Origin of the sequence: Methylophilus sp. DW102 (genome assembly GCF_037076555.1) — a bacterium.
GTDB lineage: Bacteria > Pseudomonadota > Gammaproteobacteria > Burkholderiales > Methylophilaceae > Methylophilus > Methylophilus glucosoxydans.
On record NZ_AP029023.1, the window covers coordinates 1,194,571 to 1,213,125 of the forward strand.

General features: G+C 51.7%; 23 protein-coding genes. 11 read left to right on the top strand and 12 right to left on the bottom strand.

Annotation, left to right across the window (positions count from 1 at the left end):
- Position 1 precedes the first annotated feature (1 nt).
- The 7 genes from hscB to cysE all read right to left on the bottom strand — a co-directional run bounded on the left by hscB (position 2) and on the right by cysE (position 5,220).
- A complete protein-coding gene (hscB, locus tag AACH41_RS05500; RefSeq protein WP_275356831.1) occupies positions 2 to 514 on the bottom strand; it encodes a Fe-S protein assembly co-chaperone HscB in 513 nt (170 codons plus the stop codon).
- Positions 515 to 557: 43 nt separating this feature from the next.
- Positions 558 to 881, bottom strand: a complete 324-nt coding sequence (gene iscA, locus AACH41_RS05505; protein ID WP_194747017.1) for an iron-sulfur cluster assembly protein IscA — start codon at positions 879 to 881, stop codon at positions 558 to 560.
- Between the two features lies 1 nt (position 882).
- Positions 883 to 1,266 carry a Fe-S cluster assembly scaffold IscU gene (gene iscU, locus AACH41_RS05510; protein ID WP_194747016.1) on the bottom strand — a complete coding sequence of 128 codons (384 nt, stop codon included), beginning with the start codon at positions 1,264 to 1,266 and terminating at the stop codon, positions 883 to 885.
- 179 nt (positions 1,267 to 1,445) lie between these two features.
- Complete coding sequence (locus AACH41_RS05515; protein ID WP_338657346.1) at positions 1,446 to 2,663, bottom strand: IscS subfamily cysteine desulfurase; 1,218 nt, start codon at positions 2,661 to 2,663, stop codon at positions 1,446 to 1,448.
- A gap of 26 nt (positions 2,664 to 2,689) precedes the next feature.
- Complete coding sequence (locus AACH41_RS05520) at positions 2,690 to 3,835, bottom strand: cysteine desulfurase family protein (protein WP_338657348.1); 1,146 nt, start codon at positions 3,833 to 3,835, stop codon at positions 2,690 to 2,692.
- A 27-nt stretch (positions 3,836 to 3,862) separates the two neighbouring features.
- Complete coding sequence (iscR, locus tag AACH41_RS05525) at positions 3,863 to 4,333, bottom strand: Fe-S cluster assembly transcriptional regulator IscR (RefSeq protein ID WP_194747013.1); 471 nt, start codon at positions 4,331 to 4,333, stop codon at positions 3,863 to 3,865.
- A 152-nt stretch (positions 4,334 to 4,485) separates the two neighbouring features.
- Complete coding sequence (gene cysE / locus AACH41_RS05530; RefSeq protein ID WP_194747012.1) at positions 4,486 to 5,220, bottom strand: serine O-acetyltransferase; 735 nt, start codon at positions 5,218 to 5,220, stop codon at positions 4,486 to 4,488.
- Between the two features lie 200 nt (positions 5,221 to 5,420).
- Here cysE and AACH41_RS05535 point away from each other — a divergent pair, with 200 nt between their 5' ends.
- Complete coding sequence (locus AACH41_RS05535; protein ID WP_338657351.1) at positions 5,421 to 5,729, top strand: YkgJ family cysteine cluster protein; 309 nt, start codon at positions 5,421 to 5,423, stop codon at positions 5,727 to 5,729.
- 119 nt (positions 5,730 to 5,848) lie between these two features.
- On the opposite strand, the gene AACH41_RS05540 is transcribed toward AACH41_RS05535, so the two are convergent.
- Positions 5,849 to 6,601 (bottom strand): RNA methyltransferase, encoded by a 753-nt coding sequence (locus tag AACH41_RS05540; RefSeq protein WP_338657353.1) that lies wholly within the window; start codon positions 6,599 to 6,601, stop codon positions 5,849 to 5,851.
- A gap of 84 nt (positions 6,602 to 6,685) precedes the next feature.
- On the opposite strand from AACH41_RS05540, the gene AACH41_RS05545 reads away from it, so the two are divergent.
- The 9 genes from AACH41_RS05545 (at position 6,686) to AACH41_RS05585 (ending at position 14,005) form a co-directional block, all read left to right on the top strand.
- A complete protein-coding gene (locus AACH41_RS05545) occupies positions 6,686 to 7,495 on the top strand; it encodes an inositol monophosphatase family protein (protein ID WP_194747009.1) in 810 nt (269 codons plus the stop codon).
- A 247-nt stretch (positions 7,496 to 7,742) separates the two neighbouring features.
- Positions 7,743 to 10,289 carry a DNA mismatch repair protein MutS gene (gene mutS / locus AACH41_RS05550; RefSeq protein WP_338657356.1) on the top strand — a complete coding sequence of 849 codons (2,547 nt, stop codon included), beginning with the start codon at positions 7,743 to 7,745 and terminating at the stop codon, positions 10,287 to 10,289.
- Positions 10,290 to 10,299: 10 nt separating this feature from the next.
- Complete coding sequence (locus AACH41_RS05555; protein ID WP_338657358.1) at positions 10,300 to 10,899, top strand: nitroreductase family protein; 600 nt, start codon at positions 10,300 to 10,302, stop codon at positions 10,897 to 10,899.
- Between the two features lie 94 nt (positions 10,900 to 10,993).
- On the top strand, positions 10,994 to 11,362 hold the full coding sequence (locus AACH41_RS05560) for a thioredoxin family protein (RefSeq protein ID WP_338657360.1): 369 nt from the start codon (positions 10,994 to 10,996) through the stop codon (positions 11,360 to 11,362).
- Positions 11,363 to 11,656: 294 nt separating this feature from the next.
- Positions 11,657 to 11,974 carry a hypothetical protein gene (locus tag AACH41_RS05565; protein ID WP_338657362.1) on the top strand — a complete coding sequence of 106 codons (318 nt, stop codon included), beginning with the start codon at positions 11,657 to 11,659 and terminating at the stop codon, positions 11,972 to 11,974.
- Positions 11,975 to 12,041: 67 nt separating this feature from the next.
- A complete protein-coding gene (locus AACH41_RS05570) occupies positions 12,042 to 12,653 on the top strand; it encodes a hypothetical protein (protein ID WP_338657364.1) in 612 nt (203 codons plus the stop codon).
- Positions 12,654 to 12,683: 30 nt separating this feature from the next.
- Positions 12,684 to 12,932, top strand: coding sequence for a hypothetical protein (locus AACH41_RS05575; protein ID WP_338657366.1), 249 nt, complete (start codon positions 12,684 to 12,686; stop codon positions 12,930 to 12,932).
- A 57-nt stretch (positions 12,933 to 12,989) separates the two neighbouring features.
- Positions 12,990 to 13,226 (top strand): hypothetical protein, encoded by a 237-nt coding sequence (locus AACH41_RS05580; protein WP_338657368.1) that lies wholly within the window; start codon positions 12,990 to 12,992, stop codon positions 13,224 to 13,226.
- Positions 13,227 to 13,318: 92 nt separating this feature from the next.
- A complete protein-coding gene (locus AACH41_RS05585; protein ID WP_338657370.1) occupies positions 13,319 to 14,005 on the top strand; it encodes a hypothetical protein in 687 nt (228 codons plus the stop codon).
- Between the two features lie 169 nt (positions 14,006 to 14,174).
- On the opposite strand, the gene AACH41_RS05590 is transcribed toward AACH41_RS05585, so the two are convergent.
- Positions 14,175 to 14,639, bottom strand: a complete 465-nt coding sequence (locus AACH41_RS05590; protein WP_338657372.1) for an Lrp/AsnC family transcriptional regulator — start codon at positions 14,637 to 14,639, stop codon at positions 14,175 to 14,177.
- Positions 14,640 to 14,803: 164 nt separating this feature from the next.
- Between AACH41_RS05590 and leuA the strand changes: the two genes are divergently transcribed.
- A complete protein-coding gene (gene leuA / locus AACH41_RS05595) occupies positions 14,804 to 16,498 on the top strand; it encodes a 2-isopropylmalate synthase (RefSeq protein ID WP_338657374.1) in 1,695 nt (564 codons plus the stop codon).
- Between the two features lie 61 nt (positions 16,499 to 16,559).
- Here the strand turns inward: leuA and AACH41_RS05600 are convergent, their stop codons facing one another.
- From AACH41_RS05600 to AACH41_RS05610, 3 genes are all read right to left on the bottom strand, one after another.
- Positions 16,560 to 16,907, bottom strand: a complete 348-nt coding sequence (locus AACH41_RS05600; protein WP_338657376.1) for a hypothetical protein — start codon at positions 16,905 to 16,907, stop codon at positions 16,560 to 16,562.
- A 72-nt stretch (positions 16,908 to 16,979) separates the two neighbouring features.
- Positions 16,980 to 17,867 carry a peptidoglycan DD-metalloendopeptidase family protein gene (locus AACH41_RS05605; protein WP_338657378.1) on the bottom strand — a complete coding sequence of 296 codons (888 nt, stop codon included), beginning with the start codon at positions 17,865 to 17,867 and terminating at the stop codon, positions 16,980 to 16,982.
- A complete protein-coding gene (locus AACH41_RS05610; protein WP_194746997.1) occupies positions 17,864 to 18,538 on the bottom strand; it encodes a protein-L-isoaspartate(D-aspartate) O-methyltransferase in 675 nt (224 codons plus the stop codon). Before AACH41_RS05610 ends, AACH41_RS05605 begins: the two co-directional genes overlap by 4 nt.
- Positions 18,539 to 18,555: the final 17 nt, after the last annotated feature.

Sequence of the window (18,555 nt, forward strand, 5' to 3'; positions counted from 1 at the left end):
TCTAATCTTCCAACTGGGCGATGATCTGGTGGATATCCTCAGTCACTTTGTCAATAAAACGCATTTTACGCACGGTCATCGCCGCCGCTTGCGGGGCGTCAGCCAGCTCGGTTTTCACCTGTTGCTGCAAGTCTTTGGCCGCCAGATGCATTTCTGACAGCAAGCGTTCAAGTGCTGGAATGTCTTTGCCAAACTTGGCGTCTTCCATCGCCTCGCGCCACTCCATTTGTGACATCAGAAAATCCGCGGGCATGGCGGTATTCTGTTCCTCATCGGTAGCAATCCCCTGCAGTTGCAGCAGATAACGGGCACGGGCGGTCGGCTGCTTCAAGGTCTGATAGGCCTCGTTTGCCAGGGTGGCCATCTGCATGGATTGCATTCGTTCAGCAGGGGAGGCGTTCACAAACTTGTCAGGATGCACTTCAGCTTGTAGTTTGCGGTAGTGCGCATCGAGTGTGGCCAGATCAATTTCAAATTGGGCTGGCAGCTGAAACAGCGAGAAATGGTTTTGCATAAAGTCATCAGCCGCAGAAAACGAAGGTTATCTGCGGCAACAATTAAACCGTAAAAGACTCACCACAACCACATTCGTCCTTGACGTTGGGGTTGTTGAACTTAAAGCCTTCATTGAGGCCTTCTTTGGCAAAGTCGAGCTCCGTGCCATCGATGTAGACCAGACTCTTAGGGTCTACAATCACTTTAATGCCATGGCTTTCAAACGTCGTATCCTCTGGCTGCAGATCATCCACAAACTCCAGCGTGTAAGCCATGCCCGAGCACCCTGTGGTTTTGACACCGAGGCGCAAGCCTATGCCTTTGCCACGGTTCGCCAGAAACTTTTCAACACGTTGGGCCGCGGCTTCTGTCAGGGTAATCGCCATATTACGCGCCTTGCTTGGATTTCAAATCGGCAATCGCGGATTTGATCGCATCTTCGGCCAGCACTGAGCAGTGAATTTTCACTGGCGGTAACGCCAACTCTTCCGCAATCGCAGAGTTCTTGATCTCTTGCGCCTGATCCAGGGTTTTGCCCTTGAGCCATTCTGTCACCAGTGAGCTCGAGGCAATGGCAGAGCCACAGCCATAGGTCTTGAATTTGGCGTCTTCAATCACGCCCGCATCATTGACCTTGATCTGCAATTTCATCACGTCGCCGCAAGCGGGCGCACCGACCATACCGGTGCCGACATTCGGGTCGTTTTTGTCCATAGAACCCACATTACGTGGATTTTCGTAGTGGTCTAATACTTTATCTGAGTAAGCCATATGATTGCTCCTATCAATTAAAACGTCACATAAAGATTATGTTCATGTTTTAATTTAAAAAATAATTCTTTCATGAATAAAAATTGCAGATTTCATTGTCTGGCAAGGCGGAGGCATGCGCCGTTTAGTCTAATCTAAACAAGCATGTCGACAACGCCGCCAGGCGATGAAAGATCACATTAATGCTCTGCCCATTCAACTTTTGACAAATCAATCCCATCCTTGAACATCTCCCATAATGGGGACAGTTCACGCAGTTTTCCAATCTTGCTCTTCAACAAATCTATCGTGTAATCCACATCAGCCTCGGTGGTAAAGCGGCCAATGCTGAAACGGATGGAGCTGTGAGCCAACTCGTCAGAGCGGCCCAAAGCGCGCAAGACATAGCTTGGTTCCAGGCTGGCCGAGGTACAGGCAGAGCCGGAGGAGACGGCGATATCCTTGATTGCCATAATCAGCGATTCACCTTCTACAAAGTTGAAGCTCACATTCAGATTGTGGGGGACGCGGTGATCCAGATCCCCATTGACGTAAGTCTCTTCAATTTGCAGCAAACCGTTGAGTAGACGGTCACGCAACATGCGGATACGTTCGTTCTCGCTGGCCATTTCTTCACGGGCAATGCGGAAAGCTTCCCCAATGCCGACAATCTGGTGGGTGGCCAGCGTCCCGGAACGCATGCCACGCTCGTGACCGCCGCCATGCATCTGCGCTTCAATGCGGATGCGTGGTTTACGGCGGACATACAAGGCACCAATCCCTTTAGGGCCATAGGTTTTGTGCGCAGAAAAGCTCATTAAATCCACAGGCAGTTTTTCCAGGTCTATCGTTACTTTGCCGGTGGCTTGTGCGGCATCCACATGAAAAATCACGTTGTTGGCACGGCAGACATTGCCCAGCGCTTCGATATCCTGAATCACGCCGATTTCGTTATTCACCAGCATGATGGATGCCAGCACGGTGTCAGGGCGAATGGCTGCCTTGAATTTTTCCAGTGAAATCAGGCCGTCGGCTTCTGGTTGCAAATACGTGGCTTCATAGCCCTCGCGCTCCAGTTCACGCACGGTGTCCAGCACCGCTTTGTGCTCGGTGGCCGAGGTAATGATGTGTTTGCCTTTGCTGGCAGCATAAAAATGCGCAGCGCCTTTAATCGCCAGGTTGTTGGACTCGGTCGCACCTGAAGTCCAGACGATTTCGCGTGGATCCGCATTCACCAGTTTGGCAACTTCTTCACGTGCATGCTCAACCGCCTGCTCGGCTGTCCAGCCGTAAGGATGGCTACGCGAGGCCGGGTTACCAAAATCCTCGGTCAGGTAAGGGATCATCTTTTGTGCAACACGAGGATCCACAGGGGTGGTCGCAGAATAATCCAGATAGATCGGCTTTCTTTCAGACATATTTCAATGCTCTTTCCATAAAATACTTATGCCGCGATGGCACTTAACCCTTTGAGACGTTGCACTTCTTTCTGCAACGCGGCTAAAAATTCGCTGATTTCTTCGGCGGTGTTACTGTCGCTCAAACTTACGCGTACCGCACCGCGCGCAAGGTCAGGTTCTATCCCCATGGCCAGCAGGACATGACTGGGCTCAGTACTGTCACTGGAGCAGGCGGAGCCGCTGGCGACAGCAAATCCAGCTTTATCCAGCGCGGTGACCAAGGTCTCACCCTCAATATTGGGGATGGCAAAAAAACTCGTATTGGGCAGGCGTGGTACATTCTCCGCAAAGATCACCGCACCCAGACGCTGCAATCCGGCTTCAAGCTGAGACCGCAAGGCGTGGGTCGCCTGGCTGCGGCTTTGCAGCGTTTGCATAGCAAGCAGGCAGGCCTGGGCAAAGCCCACAATGCCGGCGACATTCTCGGTGCCGCTACGCAAGCCTTTTTCTTGTCCACCACCGTGCAGCAAGGGCGCAATGTCCACCCGTTTGTCCAGAATCAGGGCACCAACGCCAACCGGACCACCCATTTTATGGCTGGAAATCGTCATCGCATGCACGCCCAAAGACGTGAAATCGACAGACACCTTACCAAACGCTTGTACGGCATCGCTATGGATCAGCGCGCCACGCGCTTTTGCCAGCGTTGCCAATTCAGCGACCGGCTGTAAGGCGCCTGTTTCGTTATTCGCCAACATGCAAGATACCAAGCCTGTAGGTGTGTTCAGCGCTTGTTCGGCTTGCTGCAGGTCCAGCGTGCCTTCGGCCGTGACCGGTAGCGTTGCCACTTTCCAGTCATGCCAAGCCAGCGACTGCGCCGGTTTGGTGACACAGGGATGTTCAATGGCACTGATCAATAATTGCGTGGCACTCAAGTTGGCTGCCATGCCCTTGATGGCAAAGTTATTGGCTTCGGTACCCCCGGAGGTAAAGACCACTTGCGACGGTTGCACACCGACACATTCGGCAATCTGTGCTCTGGCCAGTTCCATGGCATCGCGCGCATTGCGCCCAAACACATGACGACTGGTCGGATTGCCACACGCTTGCCCCAGCCACGGCAACATGGCGTCCAGCACTTGCGGTTTCAGTGCGGTGGTGCTGTTGTGGTCAAAGAATACGGTGGTCATGGACTTGGTGTGCCTTGATGCCCGGTCTTAAGCCGCAATGCTGGCTTCAGAGCCACATTTTCGCGGGGCAAAAATCACCTGGCCTGTAGATTTGTTGCGTTGCATGTCTACCATGTCGGCCAGTGTGACGCCTGACAGGTAGTCCAGAATTTTGCTGTTTAAAGAAGCCCATAGCTCATGGGTCATGCAGCGGCCTTCTTCATGGCAATTCTCGTTGCCACCACATTGGGTCGCGTCAATTTGCTCATCTACGGCAGTGATAATGTCAGAGACGGAAATCTCATGATGCGCTTTGGCAATACGGTAACCGCCGCCGGGGCCGCGCACGCTGGAAACCAGGCCTTGTTTGCGCAGGCGACTGAATAACTGTTCAAGGTAAGATAATGAAATGCTTTGGCGCTCACTGATGCCGGCCAATGTCACTGGTTTATCCGCTTCATAGAGCGCGATATCCAACATGGCGGTAACGGCAAAACGACCTTTGGTAGTTAATCGCATCTTGAGATGACCTTTAAAAACAGTATTGAATTATAGAATAACCTACTGTTTTAGTCAATTATTATGCTGTAAAAGTTCAGTCTGTTTTTATCCATCTAATCAAGGCCTCAATGCGGGACCGAGGTCAGGCTGGAAAGGCCTGTTCGCTGCCTTTATTCCGGCTTTTTGGCAAACGCCTCACCGACATTGCTGTCGTTTTCCACATCATTCAGTCTGGCGACTTGCGCCTTCAGTTCGGCAATTTCTGCTTCTTGCTTGTGTGCATGATCGAGCAAGCTGTTGATCGCCTTGATCATCGGGTCATTTTCATCATTGCCCACCGCATAGGCGTTGAACCCCATTTTCTGTGCGACATCATGGCGTTGCTTGGCTTTTTCCTCCTCGAGGATACGCGCCGGAATCCCAACCGCAGTGGCGTTTTCAGGGACGTCTTTGACCACCACGGCATTGGAGCCGATTTTGGCGTTCTTGCCGACGGTGATGGGCCCCAACACTTTGGCTCCAGCGCCAATGACCACACCAGATTCCAGTGTCGGATGACGTTTGCCCTTGTTCCAGCTGGTGCCACCCAAGGTGACGCCATGGTAGAGCGTGCAGTCATCGCCAATAATGGCTGTTTCACCAATCACCACGCCCATGCCATGGTCAATAAACACGCGCCGACCAATGGTGGCGCCGGGATGAATCTCGATGCCGGTCAGCCAGCGGCCAAGATGCGACAACGCTCGCCCCAGCCAATAGAGCCGGTGACTCCATAACCAGTGACTGAAACGATGCAAAATCAGCGCGTGGACGCCAGGGTAGGTGGTCAGAATCTCGAAATGTGTCCGTGCGGCCGGGTCACGGTCAAACACAATCGAAATATCTTCTTTAAGATGTTTGAACATGCGCGCATTATGCCACAAGTCTTGGCTTAGGCTTGCCGGGTTGTTGCTTGGGAGGGGTGGTTAGCCACAGCGTGTGAAGAGATCGCAGAGGAAATCCATGAAACACACGTTTTTGTCTCTTTTTGCCTGGTGTGGGCGTTTTGGCTAAAAAAGGGAAAGCCGTTAAAATAGCGAGCGTGTTTATTAGAAATTCGTGTTGAATGTCAGATCATTGCCAATCCTGTGGCGCCTGCTGTGCCAGTTTCCGCGTCTCGTTTTACTGGGCTGAGACTGACGCGCATCCACTGGGGATGGTGCCGGCCGACATGACGAAAAAAGTCAATGAGACCTATGTTTGCATGCAGGGCACTGAGATCAAGCCGGTTCGTTGTGTCGCGTTACAAGGGCAGGTCGGGCAGTCAGTCGGGTGCAGTATTTATGCCTTGCGATCGAGCACCTGCCGCGAGTTTGAAGCAGGCTCGGTCGTATGCAATGAGGCGCGGGCGAAGATCGGGTTGGCGGCGATTTGATGGCGAATGGGGGGGCAATATTCACCGCCGATAAACGCAGATAGACGCCGATGAAAAAGCAATCGGCATTTTGCTTCGTTATCTGAGCTCTTCTCGTCCTTTTGTGCTGAACGCAGCCACTAATACTTGCTGTGTTTCTTGGGATTGACCGTGAGCGTCAAAATCCCGCGCAACAGGTTCACTTCTTCTTTTTCGAGCCGGGTACGGCCATACAGGCGGCGCAAGCGCTCAAACAGTTTTTTCGGCGCACGTGGATTGATGTAGCCGATATGCTCCAAGACTTCGCGCATGTGCTCATAAAAACGCTCCAGGTCCTCCTGCGTCGCGAGTTCCACCGGTTTTTCCTGGTAATGCAGTTCACCGGTCGTCACCGCCATACGGGTTTCATAACACATCACCTGTACGGCTTGCGCCAGATTGAGTGAGGTGTATTCCGGATTGGCCGGAATCGTCGCCAGTACATGACAGCGTTCCGCCTCGGCGTTGCTGAGTCCGCTCATTTCGGTGCCAAACACCAGTGCGACCTCGCTATGGCTGGCGACAGTTTTGACTTCCTGTGCTGCTTCACGCACGGTCATCACCTGTTGCGACAACGAGCGCTCTTTGCCGCTGACGCCAATCACAAACTGGCAATCAGCCAGCGCTTCTTCCAGGGTTTGTGTGACCACGGCATGGTCCAGCACATCACCTGCATTCACGGCCAGTGACTTGGCTTCGCCATCGGGAAAGTGTTTGGGACGCACCAGATAGAGCCGGTTCAGGCCCATGGTTTTCATGGCGCGCGCGGTCGAACCGATATTGCCAGGATGGCTGGTTTGGCATAACACGACGCGGATATTGTTAAAAATGGGGGATTCAGAGGTAGAAGACATGCGTATATTTGGTCGTTGTGTTTGTGACACAGCGCTTAAAAAGCTAAAATAGCATTTTATCAGTGTAATCAAGAATCCCACAGCATGCATCCAACCCTGAATGTCGCCATCCGCGCCGCGCGTGAAGCTGGCAAAATCATTAACCGTGCCGCCATGGATATTGGCGCCCTCAAGATCGAGCAGAAAGACACTAACGATTTCGTCAGTGAAGTGGACCGGGGTGCCGAGCAAGCCATTATTGCAGTGCTCAAGGACGCGTATCCCACCCATGGCTTTTATGGGGAAGAGAGCGGTAAATCCAACAGCGAGTCCGATAGCATCTGGATCATTGACCCGCTGGATGGCACCACCAACTTTTTGCATAACTTTCCGGCATATTGCATCTCGATTGCCTTGCAAGAAAAAGGCGTGCTGACGCAAGCCGTCATTTACGACCCTGTTCGTAACGACCTGTTTACCGCCACCAAGGGCAGTGGCGCCTTCCTGAATAATCGTCGTATCCGCGTCACCCAGCGCGCAAAACTGCAAGAAGCCTTGCTCTCTACCGGCTTCCCATTCAAAGATTTTAGCTATCTGGAAACCTACATCAACATTTTCCGCGACATGGCCAAGAAAACCTCTGGCTTGCGCCGCCCTGGTTCGGCTGCACTCGACCTGGCTTACGTTGCCGCGGGTTACAGTGATGGTTTCTTCGAGATTAATCTCTCCCCCTGGGATATTGCTGCCGGCGCTTTATTAGTGCAGGAAGCTGGCGGGATCGTCGGCGACTTTGAGGGCAACGAGAGCTGGTTGCGTACTGGAAACATTGTTGCGGCTAATCCTAAGGTATTTAGCCAAATGTTGCAGGTGATTGCACCGCATTTAACCGAGCGGATTAAAACGCCGACTTTGTAATTTTGTATTGCGTTCAGGCATGTCACAAACCCGGAGTTGAATCCGGGTTTGTTTTTTTCTGGCACGACAACCTGCATCAAGGTTGTTCTCCTCACTTGAGAGAATGACTTTTTTATAGATCTATTGGTCACGGTTGTATTCGTCATGCCGCTGGCCGGACACATGATCATCCTGCATCCTTTTGTTGTAAGATGCCAAGGCTAAACACACTTATTCACTCAACCCATACTCGCACTGATTTATCCGCATGTCCTTCGAAAACCACACCCCCATGATGCGTCAATATCTGACGCTTAAAGCACAGTATCCCGATATGCTGCTGTTTTACCGCATGGGTGATTTTTACGAACTGTTTTTTGAGGATGCAGAAAAGGCAGCCCGTTTGTTGGGGATTACCTTAACTCGCCGTGGTGCCAGCAATGGCGAGCCGATCAAAATGGCAGGCTTGCCTTACCATGCGGCCGAGCAGTATCTGGCCAAGCTGGCAAAAATGGGCGAGGCAGTGGCCATTTGCGAGCAGGTGGGCGATCCGGCGACCTCAAAAGGGCCGGTGGCGCGCGAAGTGACGCGCATCCTGACGCCGGGCACACTGACGGATGCGGCCTTGCTGGATGAAACCCGCGATAACACTTTGCTCTGCGTGGCCAGGGGCGAGGGTGTATTGGGGTTAGCACGGCTCAATCTGGCCTCAGGCGAGTTTGTCTTGACTGAAATTGCACCAGGACATTTGCCGCAGGAGCTGGAGCGCATCCATCCGGCGGAGCTGGTGATGGCTGAAGATCATAATGCTGAGGTCTTGCAGCATGCACGTTGCGCCAAAAAACGGCTTGCCCCCTGGCAATTTGACCTGGAAACTGCCAGCCGCAGTTTGACCCAGCAATTCAATACGCATGACCTGGCCGGGTTTGGCTGTGGCGAGATGCCCGCGGCAGTGACGGCGGCGGGGGCCTTGCTGGAGTATGTGAAACATACGCAGCGCACGGCCTTGCCGCATATTGTCGGCTTGCGCGTCGAGCAGAGCCATCATTACCTGCAACTGGATGCGGCGACCCGGCGTAATCTGGAAATCGATACCACCATACGCGGGGAGGCTTCTCCCACTTTGTATTCGCTGCTGAACTCGACGCAAACCGCCATGGGTGCGCGTTTGTTGCGGCATTGGTTGCATCATCCCTTGCGCAACCAGCAGACCATCCAGCAGCGGCATCTGGCAGTTGCCGAGTTATTTGAACAGTTTTTAGATCAAGCCTTGCAGCAGGCTTTGCATCACGTCGGTGATATTGAGCGCATGACTGCACGCGTGGCGCTCAAGTCGGCCAGACCACGCGATTTGTCTGGTCTGCGCGATAGCTTGTTGCAGCTGCCGGCGCTGGTCAGCGTCTTGCCGCGGACACAATCCGGCTTGTTGCAGAGCCTGATCGCCGAATTGCAGGTACCTGGCGAGGCCTTGCAGATATTGGTGCAGGCGATTCAAGCCGAGCCGTCTGCTGTGCTGCGTGAGGGCGGTGTGATTGCGACGGGCTACGATGCCGAGCTCGATGAGCTGCGGGCGATTCAGACCGACCACGGCGATTTTCTGTTGCAATTTGAGGCCGCTGAAAAAGCCCGTACTGGCATTACTAACCTCAAGGTTGAATACAACAGCGTGCATGGTTTTTACATTGAAATCAGCCGCTTACAGGCAGAAAGTGCGCCAGCGGAGTATCGTCGCCGCCAGACCTTGAAAAATGTAGAGCGCTTTATCACGCCCGAGTTAAAAGCGTTTGAGGATAAAGTGTTGAGCGCCAATGAGCGTGCGCTTGCACGTGAAAAAATGCTGTATGAACAGGTGTTAGAGGCTTTACTGCCACACATCGCCCAGTTGCAGCGCATTGCCACCGCCGTGGCGACCTTAGATGTGCTGGCCTGTTTTGCCGAGCGCGCACGGTCGCTCAATTATGTGCAGCCGCAATTCCGTGCTGACACTGGCATAGATATTCAGGGCGGTCGGCATCCGGTGGTCGAGAGTATCGCCCAGCCCTATGTGGCCAACGATGTCGTGCTCAATCCCTATCGGCAGTTATTGCTAATCACCGGCCCCAATATGGGCGGTAAATCCACCTTTATGCGGCAAACGGCCTTGATTGTGTTGCTGGCCTACTGCGGCAGTTTTGTGCCTGCCCAAAGCGCAATGATTGGCGAAATAGACCGTATTTTTACCCGTATCGGTGCCTCAGACGATCTGGCAGGCGGGCGCTCCACGTTTATGGTCGAAATGACGGAGACGGCGAATATCCTGAATAATGCCACCGCAAACAGCCTGGTATTACTGGATGAAATCGGCCGTGGGACCAGTACCTTTGATGGCTTGAGCTTGGCTTGGGCGGTGGCCAAACAACTGCTCGAAAAAAACAAGTCACTGACTCTGTTTGCCACCCATTATTTTGAGCTGACGCGCATTGTCGATGAAGCCAAGCATGCCGCCAACGTTCATCTTGACGCCGTTGAGCATGGTCAGGGCATCGTCTTTTTGCATAAAGTTGAAGAGGGCGCCGCGACCATGAGTTATGGCATACAGGTGGCACAGCTGGCAGGAATTCCCAAATCGGTAGTGCAATTGGCCAAACGCAAATTGCAGCAACTCGAAAACCAGACCATTGCAGCGACACCGCAAAACGATTTGTTTGCCAGTGTCGTGGACCCCGAGGAACCGCCTGCCCATCCGGTGGTCGCAGAATTGGAACGCATACAGCCTGACGACCTGACACCGAAGCAGGCATTAGAGTTACTTTATCAATTGAAAAAACAACTGTGAGGATTTCACCATGCAAAAGCCAGCCATTACCCAGCAGCCCATAAACGATCTGATTGCCAACCGTTGGAGTGGCCGCGCCTATGATGCCAGCCAAGGCGTGAGTCAAGAACAAGTCATCAGCCTGCTAGAAGCAGCACGCTGGGCGCCTTCCTGCTTTGGCGATCAGCCCTGGCGCTACGTGGTTTGCAACAAGGCGGATAACCTGCAAGCCTGGCAAGCAGCGTTTGATTGCCTGGTGCCTGGCAACCAGAGCTGGGCTGTGAACGCACCGGTGTTGTTACTGATTTGTGCCGATACCCTGTTTAGCCATAACGACAAACCTAACAGATGGGCGCCATACGATACCGGCGCTGCTACTGAGAACCTGTGTCTGCAAGCCACCGCACTTGGCCTGATGGCGCACCAGATGGGCGGTTTTGATGCTGACAAAGCCAGAACGACCTTCAACGTGCCTGAGCGTTACCAGATTCTGGCCATGGTCACCGTCGGTTACCAAGCGGATGTTGAAAGCCTCACGGGTGAAACCAAAGAGCGTGAAACCGCGGCGCGAAGCCGTAAACCGCTCAATGAGCTGTTTTTCAATGGTCAATGGAATCAAAGCATTGTTTAAACTTTGCGCGATTGCAGCAAAAGCGGTTAGCGTGCCTGCCATCCTCTGCTAAAATGCTGGCGATAAAAATATAATTGAACGGATTGGAGATCATATGGCAGTCGTTACGCTGACCAAATCAAATTTTAAAGAAACCATCGAGAATCACCCATTCGTGATTGTCGATTTCTGGGCGCCATGGTGTGATCCATGTGTCGCGTTTACACCCACCTTCGAGGCTGCGGCAGAGAAAAATCCAGACATCGTGTTTGGCATGGTCAATACCGAAACCGACCCTGAAATCTCAGATTATTTTGAGGTGAAGCAGATTCCAGGCTTACTCGTGATACGTGAACGTGCAGGCATACACGCACAAGTCGGCGAGATTGGCGCGCCAGCACTGGATGAAATTATCAAATGGGCAAGAGACTTTGATATGACACCAGTGCGGGAATATTACAAAGCAGAAGATGCCAAGCAATAATTGGTGAGTTTGCCTAAGTTTAAAAAGCCATGCTTAGCATGGCTTTTTGCTTTTCTGAGACGATTAATTTTCATCACTGCCGTATGTCGCACCATAAGTTGAAAGTTTGCCTCTATCGTCTACAATCACTAAACACTAATGCTCTGTCTCTGTAATTAATAATTAAATAAGTGGGCGGTAAACAACAAAAAACAATAAGGAACAAGGGATTCTAGACATGCATATCAAACTTCCAATTATTAATATAGAGACCATAGGCTTTTATAAATACTAAAATACTATTAGAGGCATACCATGAAAAAACTATCGTCAGTTGTATTTACACTTTCTCTATTAATTTCGGCTTATTCATATGGTGCCGATGCTGTAAAGGTTACACCAAACCAGCAAAAAGTTATCTCATCAGAAAACGGACGTTTTGTGTTTGGTCAAATTTCAGACTTTCGTAGTGACCAATATATGCTAGATACAAAAACGGGTCGCCTATGGATGATTGTTCTAAAAAAATCAAAAAATTCAGATGGTACCGACGCTCCTGGGGAAGGATTTCGAGTTCTTGATCCAATCTTTTATAACGATATTAATGGAAATCTTAATCTTGAACCAAAATAACTCCTTTAACCCATCTCCATCAAGTCGGTTTAGCTTAAGTGCCCCTATCATCTAAACTTTGGCCTTTATGATCAGAATTCAGACTCCATACGTTAATAGTCTCAAGCGAGCTTCACTTGTCTCCGCTTCAGCGTTGGTTGTAGGCTTTGTTGCGCATCAGGCTTTTGGTTGGCTTCCGTCCTTTATTGAACAATGGCTAACCCTTCGTAAAGACAACTTCATCGCTGCAGAAAATTTCCAGTATTTCGGCCTTCTCATATTGGCTTTTTCTGGAGTTGTCGTTACCTCGACCTCACTCGGCAGAGAGCCTATTTTCTCTATTAAGCTCTTTTGGCAAGCGGTTATTCAGTTTGTTTATATTGGTGGTGCTTTTGTCGGTGTAGTCGTCGGTCTCGCAGTCTCCGTAGCCGTTAAGCAGGGGTTTATGGCGGCAGTTTCTGGTTTTTTATTGGCTATTATCTCAGCAGTGTTTGTCGCGGCTGTAATTTTCCTGTCCTTCGTGTTGCTGCAATTTCCGTCAATGAAGTATCGCTCAAAACGTGCAGAAAAATACCGCAAGGAAATTACTGTTGGCCTTGGTGTGTGTGTTTTTCTTGTGGCTTCTTGGAGCATATGGGGCGAATGGACGGCTAACAATGCGGTTAAGCAGGAGCCGCAAGCCGCGCGCACCATACCTTGAACGTTGGTCGTATTCTCGGAACTCATTTTAATGAATCTAATCTCTATCGGTATATCAAGTCTTAGTCTTGTCGGACTCGTATTAGCTGGATTACTTTTTCGAGCTCATCTGTCCTCTTACGTCGCTGAGAAAGGTAAGAATCTTGCATCGAAAGAGGATCTTGCTCACCTTACTGAGGTGGTGGAAAGCGTGAAGACTCTTCATACGTCGGAACTGGAGCGCCTCAAAGCAGAGCTTCATACTGAAAGCGAACTTACCGAGCGTCGTCGTCGGGTCTAAGAGGAAGTCTGTCTGGCCCTGCGAGTTTTTATTTCAGGGCATGGTGGAACACTTGAAATGAAAGAGCGGTTTCATGCGGCTTACGCAGCCGCATGGTTGTGGGCCTCTGATGGTGTTCTAATTGCGCTTAATCATTTCGTTGCGTTACAGATTCAACACACCAATACCCCATCATCAATTGATCAATCTACCTTGAAGAATGCATATAGGGCAGTTGTCGTTGAAATGCGTAAAGATGTTGGCTTTGGAAGCACGGTCGCCTCTGGTAACGAGTATCAATTTGTTAAGTTCTGACATGTGCCGTCCAACTGATTATTCCGCCTTACATGTGCATAAAGCCGCACAGTCCGATGAATTTAGACGTTAGACTGAAAGCCCACCAGATAATGAATAACGAACGCGAATTACTTACTCGCCACTTAAAAGAACTACTTGAGTTCGTCGAAAACAAAGACTCCGATCTATCACAAGTCCGTCATTGGATTCGATATTGGTGGTGGGATCACCCAACGGGCGATGAAATAGCCTCTCGCCTTCGTCGTATCGAGCGGCGTTTAGAGTCAATAGAGCCACAACGCTGCGCACTCGCTGAAGGCGACCGCGCAGACCGCGTAATGCACCTTGTCACAGGGATAGAGGGCAAGAACCGTGAAGAAAGGAAGCACATAACGAGCTGGCTTTCTGGCACAAGCCACCTGACGGTGGTTGATCCATATTTCTTCTCCTTTAGTGGATCCAATAAGATTTACCGAACCCAAACACAGTACGTTGAGTCTATTATCGAACTTCTACCAAGGACGCTCGAGTCGATCGAAGTGTTCCATCTACCTGGACCAAACCGAGCAATCTTTTCCAACATTGAAAAACATTGTCGCAAGAAGAATATTTCTTTGCGTAATTGGGCAACAACTGAAGTGCATGACCGTGTTCTCATCAAAAACAAAACTGAAGCCAGAGCACTGGGTACATCATTTGGTGGTCTCGGTAATAAAATAGCGTTCGTACTCGACTTGCCGCAAGAAGATTTGGAGATATTCTGGCGTGAACTTAATCGCATCAAATCTCGCGCCTAAGATTCTATCAAGCTGGAGTGCGGAGTTGCTTTAAAAAAATAGACACATCGACCTAACTTTTGGAGGACCTTAAATGACCAGAACAAGTAAGTGGGTATATTTTATTCATTCATTCATTCATTTAGACAAATCAACAAACAGTCTTCCATGCATTGCTCCAGCTCAAGAGTTATTCCACTGGCACTTTCGCCCGAGCCACCACATTTCTCAATACAAAACTCGTATGCACCCCGGTGACGCCTGCAATCTTTGTGATTTTATGCAGTAGTAGGTGTTGGTAGTCGTCCATGTCTTTCACCACCACTTTCAGCAAGTAGTCAGACTGCTGGCCGGTAATCAGCAGGCATTCCAGCACTTCGGGGATTTCTGTAATGCTGGTTTCAAAATTGGCGAAGCGTTCCGGCGTGTGTTGATCCATCGAAATGCCGATAAGCGCCATCAGGCTTAGGCCTAGTTTTTTAGCGTCGACCAGCGCTTGATAGCCGAGGATTAGCCCGGCTTGTTCGAGGGCTTTTACCCGGCGCAGGCAGGGTGCAGGGGAGAGGCCGATACGGTCGGCGAGGTCCTGGTTGCTGATATGGCCTTCGGTTTGCAGGATATTTAAAATGGCTTTGTCAAAACGGTCTAATTTCATGGTTATTTCGTTTAATATTTTAATATTGAAATAATATTACAAAATATTTTATTTTATTGAAATATTATTTTTAATTAATGCGTTTTTTGATTGAATTGGCAATTTAATTTTTTGCAAAGTCTTTATCATGTGTCTTGTCAAAAACATCTCTTCTGGAGCACAACATGCAGACACAATCCGCACATAAATATCAGGCTTTTCCTCCCGTTCATCTGCCGGACCGTCAATGGCCGAATGCGGTGATCACGCAACCGCCGATTTGGATGAGTACCGATCTGCGCGATGGTAATCAGTCGCTGTTTGAGCCGATGGATGCGGATAAAAAGCGCCGTATGTTCAAGATGCTGTGCCAGATGGGCTTTAAGGAAATTGAAGTGGCGTTTCCTTCGGCTTCGCAAACCGATTTCAACTTTGTGCGTAGCCTGATTGAAGAAAGGCAGATTCCCGAGGGTGTGACGATTGAGGTACTGACGCAGGCACGCGAGCCTCTGATCCGCCGTACGATGGAGTCCGTCCGTGGTGCGCGTCGGGTGATTGTGCATGTGTATAACGCGATTTCGCCAACGTTTAGGGATGTGGTGTTTAATATGACGAAGGCAGAGGTCAAGGCGATGGCCGTGGACGCGGTGCGTCTGGTAAAAGCACTGGCCGCCGAGATGCCTGAGACCGAAGTCGTGATGCAATATAGCCCGGAGACGTTCACGGCGACCGAGCTTGAATTTTCCAAAGAGGTGTGCGACGCAGTCACCGAGGCCTGGGAGGCAACGCCTGACCGCAAGATCATTATCAACCTGCCGGCGACGGTGGAAGTGGCCACGCCGAATGTGTATGCCGACCAGATTGAGTGGATGCATAGACATCTGGCGCATCGCGACAGCGTGATTCTGAGCCTGCATCCACACAATGACCGCGGCACGGCGGTGGCGGCCACCGAACTTGGCATCATGGCCGGAGCGGATCGCGTGGAAGGCTGCCTGTTTGGGCATGGGGAACGCACGGGCAACGTGGATCTGGTGACTGTGGCGCTGAATATGTATTCGCAAGGTGTGCATCCTGGCCTGGATTTTTCCGACATTGATGCGATTGGCCGGACGGTGGAGGAGTGTACTCAGATTGAGATTCACCCGCGCCACCCTTATGCGGGCGATCTGGTGTTTACTGCGTTTTCTGGTTCGCATCAGGATGCGATTAAAAAGGGATTCGCGGCAAGACAGACGCAGCCCGCCGATGCGCCCTGGAATATGCCTTACCTGCCGATAGACCCCAAGGATGTGGGTCGCAATTATGATTCGATTATCCGGGTGAATAGCCAATCAGGCAAAGGCGGCGTGGCTTATCTGCTTGAGAGCCATTATGGGGTAGTGATGCCCAGACGCATGCAGGTCGAATTTTCTGCCGTGGTGCAGCAATATACCGACCAACACGGCAGCGAGGTGGGGCCTGAGACCCTGTGGCAGCTGTTTAATGCTCACTATGTGTCTACGGTGATGCCTATGCATATGCAGGACTATCAGCTGGAGAGTCATGCCCAGGGCCAGGCGATCCGCATGCATATGGCAGTCAATGGCGTGCCCGCCATCGCCAGTGGGCAAGGCAACGGGCCGGTGGATGCGGCGATTCATGCCCTGCAACATATGGGCATTGAGGTACAGGTACGCAGTTTTGAAGAGCGTTCGCTAGGGGCCAGCCCGTCTGCTGGCGAGGCAATGGCCTGCGCGTTTGTCGAGGTCGCGTGTCAGGGCAAGGTATGTTACGGCGTGGGGATGGATACCAATATCGTCACCGCTTCGATCAAGGCCATTTTTAGTGGTATGAACCGTTGCCATGTGCAGGCGGGCAGCCTGCGCAAAACAGCCTGATCTGGTTGGGCCTTAATCTGGTTGGATTTTGATCTGGTTAGACTGGGGCGCTAGCAGGCGTCTACCAATGCCCTGTGGTTAGCAGTTGGTAGATAAAATAAGCGCCTAACAGCATCATGACATAAACAGGAAAGTCACTCGCTGAGCGGCGCTGCTGGTTGCTCAGGTGGCTGATATAGCGGTGAAACAGAAACAGGGGCAGCAGGGTGGCGACTGCTAGCACTATATTCATCGGACTGGCCATCAGCCATTGCAACCAGTCAGTCGGGCGCGACTCACTGCTGAATAGATGGACGGCGATCCCGACCAGGCCGCAAAGCACCAGGCCTAGCGTTAGCACCGCCTGCAGGATTTTCCATCCGCTGTCTGGCCGGATATCGCGATTTTTGCTGTAGCGGTTGGGGTCCATACCAGCTCCTTTGCTGAGTGCACCTGCATGGTTTAACCTGCCAGCGGTCGAGGCATGCCGACCGTGCTTGGCTTAATGGCTGCTGGCAGTGGCCGGCGTACTCGGTAAATATGTCGCCGGGTCTACCGGTTTGCCTTTTTGCCGGATTTCAAAATGCAGCACAGGCAGTTTGTTATTGGCCGGGGCGGGCAGGGTGGCGAGTTTTTCACCTTGGGTCACAAACACGCCTTCCTTGACCATCGAGTTGCCCTGGTGCGCATAGACAGAGAGCAGGTTGCTGTTGTGTTTGACGATAATCAGCTTGCCATAGCCACGCACATCCATGCCGCTATAAATTACTTTACCCGCGCCCGCGGCATTGACCGCCTGACCGGCGCTCCCCGTGATATTCAAGCCTTTATTGGTTTGTACGTCAAACCCGGCACTCACTTTGCCTGCCAGCGGCCACTGCCATTGAATGTCGCTGTCGTTGATGGCTTCGAGGTCTAAGGGGGCTGCAGACTTTTCGCCCTCGATGGTGGTCTGCAGCGCTGGTGCGGCATTGGCCGTGCTTGCAGCCTCTGGGGTCGCATTCATGTCTGGTCTGCTGATCGCCGAGGTGACGACTTCAGCATCATCCGCGCCTGCAGGATCGGTGGCTTTATTGTTTGTTGCGCTGGTGCCGCTTTTTGCGGTCAGGTTGAGGACTTGGCCGACATGAATCTCATACGGCGCTTGCAGCTGGTTGAACTCGGCCAGCTTTATGAACGGGATGCCAAATTTGCGGCCGATACTGTAGAGCGTATCGCCTTTTTGTACCAGGTACTGATTTGCCCCCACGCTGACCGGCGCAGCCGGTTTGCTCTCTGGCGCAGGTGACACGCTGGTGACCACCGGTGCGCGCGGCATGGGAGAGTTGAGGGCACAGGCAGCAAGTGTACAGGCGGTTCCGCACGCGGTCAGCAAGGTGCGTAGATTCATGATAAAGCAGTGCCTCCTAGCAATGGGACAAACTTCACGGATTCCAGCGCGGTTTGCTGAATTCCCTGGGCGGTGCGTTCAATTAAATGCAGTACCTGGTCGGTGGTGCCGACCGGGATGACCATGCGGCCACCGACGGCTAATTGTTCGACCAGCTCAGGCGGCACATGGCTGGCCGCCGCGGTGACCATAATGGCATCAAACGGGCCATAATCCTTGAGGCCCAGGCTGCCATCGGCGTGGTCCAGTTTGACATTGGTACATTTCAAGGTGCGAAGATGGTTTCTGGCTTTCATCACCAGCGGCCGGATGCGTTCCAGTGAGTAGACGTCGGTGCTCACGCGCGACAATACTGCGGTCTGGTAGCCGCAGCCCGTGCCAATCTCAAGCACTTTGTTCAATGGTTTGCCATTGCGCAGAATTTGCGTCATTTTGGCCACGATATATGGCTGCGAAATGGTCTGACCGTAACCAATCGGCAATGAAACGTCTTCATAGGCGCGGATAGACAGCGCTTCATCGACGAAGATATGGCGAGGAATCTCTGCCATGGCCGCTATGACCACTTCATCCTGGATGCCTTGCTCACGCAGGCGCGTCAACATGCGCTCGCGTGTCCGCGAAGAGGTCATTCCGATACCGGTTTTGTGTGATGTTCTTGGAATCGCCATGTCACTGAATTCTTGAT

Coding starts and splice junctions, on each gene's coding strand:
- hscB (WP_275356831.1), bottom strand. CDS start 514: ATGCAAAACCATTTCTCGCTGTTTCAGCTGCCAGCCCAATTTGAAATT.
- iscA (WP_194747017.1), bottom strand. CDS start 881: ATGGCGATTACCCTGACAGAAGCCGCGGCCCAACGTGTTGAAAAGTTT.
- iscU (WP_194747016.1), bottom strand. CDS start 1,266: ATGGCTTACTCAGATAAAGTATTAGACCACTACGAAAATCCACGTAAT.
- AACH41_RS05515 (WP_338657346.1), bottom strand. CDS start 2,663: ATGTCTGAAAGAAAGCCGATCTATCTGGATTATTCTGCGACCACCCCT.
- AACH41_RS05520 (WP_338657348.1), bottom strand. CDS start 3,835: ATGACCACCGTATTCTTTGACCACAACAGCACCACCGCACTGAAACCG.
- iscR (WP_194747013.1), bottom strand. CDS start 4,333: ATGCGATTAACTACCAAAGGTCGTTTTGCCGTTACCGCCATGTTGGAT.
- cysE (WP_194747012.1), bottom strand. CDS start 5,220: ATGTTCAAACATCTTAAAGAAGATATTTCGATTGTGTTTGACCGTGAC.
- AACH41_RS05535 (WP_338657351.1), top strand. CDS start 5,421: ATGTCAGATCATTGCCAATCCTGTGGCGCCTGCTGTGCCAGTTTCCGC.
- AACH41_RS05540 (WP_338657353.1), bottom strand. CDS start 6,601: ATGTCTTCTACCTCTGAATCCCCCATTTTTAACAATATCCGCGTCGTG.
- AACH41_RS05545 (WP_194747009.1), top strand. CDS start 6,686: ATGCATCCAACCCTGAATGTCGCCATCCGCGCCGCGCGTGAAGCTGGC.
- mutS (WP_338657356.1), top strand. CDS start 7,743: ATGTCCTTCGAAAACCACACCCCCATGATGCGTCAATATCTGACGCTT.
- AACH41_RS05555 (WP_338657358.1), top strand. CDS start 10,300: ATGCAAAAGCCAGCCATTACCCAGCAGCCCATAAACGATCTGATTGCC.
- AACH41_RS05560 (WP_338657360.1), top strand. CDS start 10,994: ATGGCAGTCGTTACGCTGACCAAATCAAATTTTAAAGAAACCATCGAG.
- AACH41_RS05565 (WP_338657362.1), top strand. CDS start 11,657: ATGAAAAAACTATCGTCAGTTGTATTTACACTTTCTCTATTAATTTCG.
- AACH41_RS05570 (WP_338657364.1), top strand. CDS start 12,042: ATGATCAGAATTCAGACTCCATACGTTAATAGTCTCAAGCGAGCTTCA.
- AACH41_RS05575 (WP_338657366.1), top strand. CDS start 12,684: ATGAATCTAATCTCTATCGGTATATCAAGTCTTAGTCTTGTCGGACTC.
- AACH41_RS05580 (WP_338657368.1), top strand. CDS start 12,990: ATGAAAGAGCGGTTTCATGCGGCTTACGCAGCCGCATGGTTGTGGGCC.
- AACH41_RS05585 (WP_338657370.1), top strand. CDS start 13,319: ATGAATAACGAACGCGAATTACTTACTCGCCACTTAAAAGAACTACTT.
- AACH41_RS05590 (WP_338657372.1), bottom strand. CDS start 14,639: ATGAAATTAGACCGTTTTGACAAAGCCATTTTAAATATCCTGCAAACC.
- leuA (WP_338657374.1), top strand. CDS start 14,804: ATGCAGACACAATCCGCACATAAATATCAGGCTTTTCCTCCCGTTCAT.
- AACH41_RS05600 (WP_338657376.1), bottom strand. CDS start 16,907: ATGGACCCCAACCGCTACAGCAAAAATCGCGATATCCGGCCAGACAGC.
- AACH41_RS05605 (WP_338657378.1), bottom strand. CDS start 17,867: ATGAATCTACGCACCTTGCTGACCGCGTGCGGAACCGCCTGTACACTT.
- AACH41_RS05610 (WP_194746997.1), bottom strand. CDS start 18,538: ATGGCGATTCCAAGAACATCACACAAAACCGGTATCGGAATGACCTCT.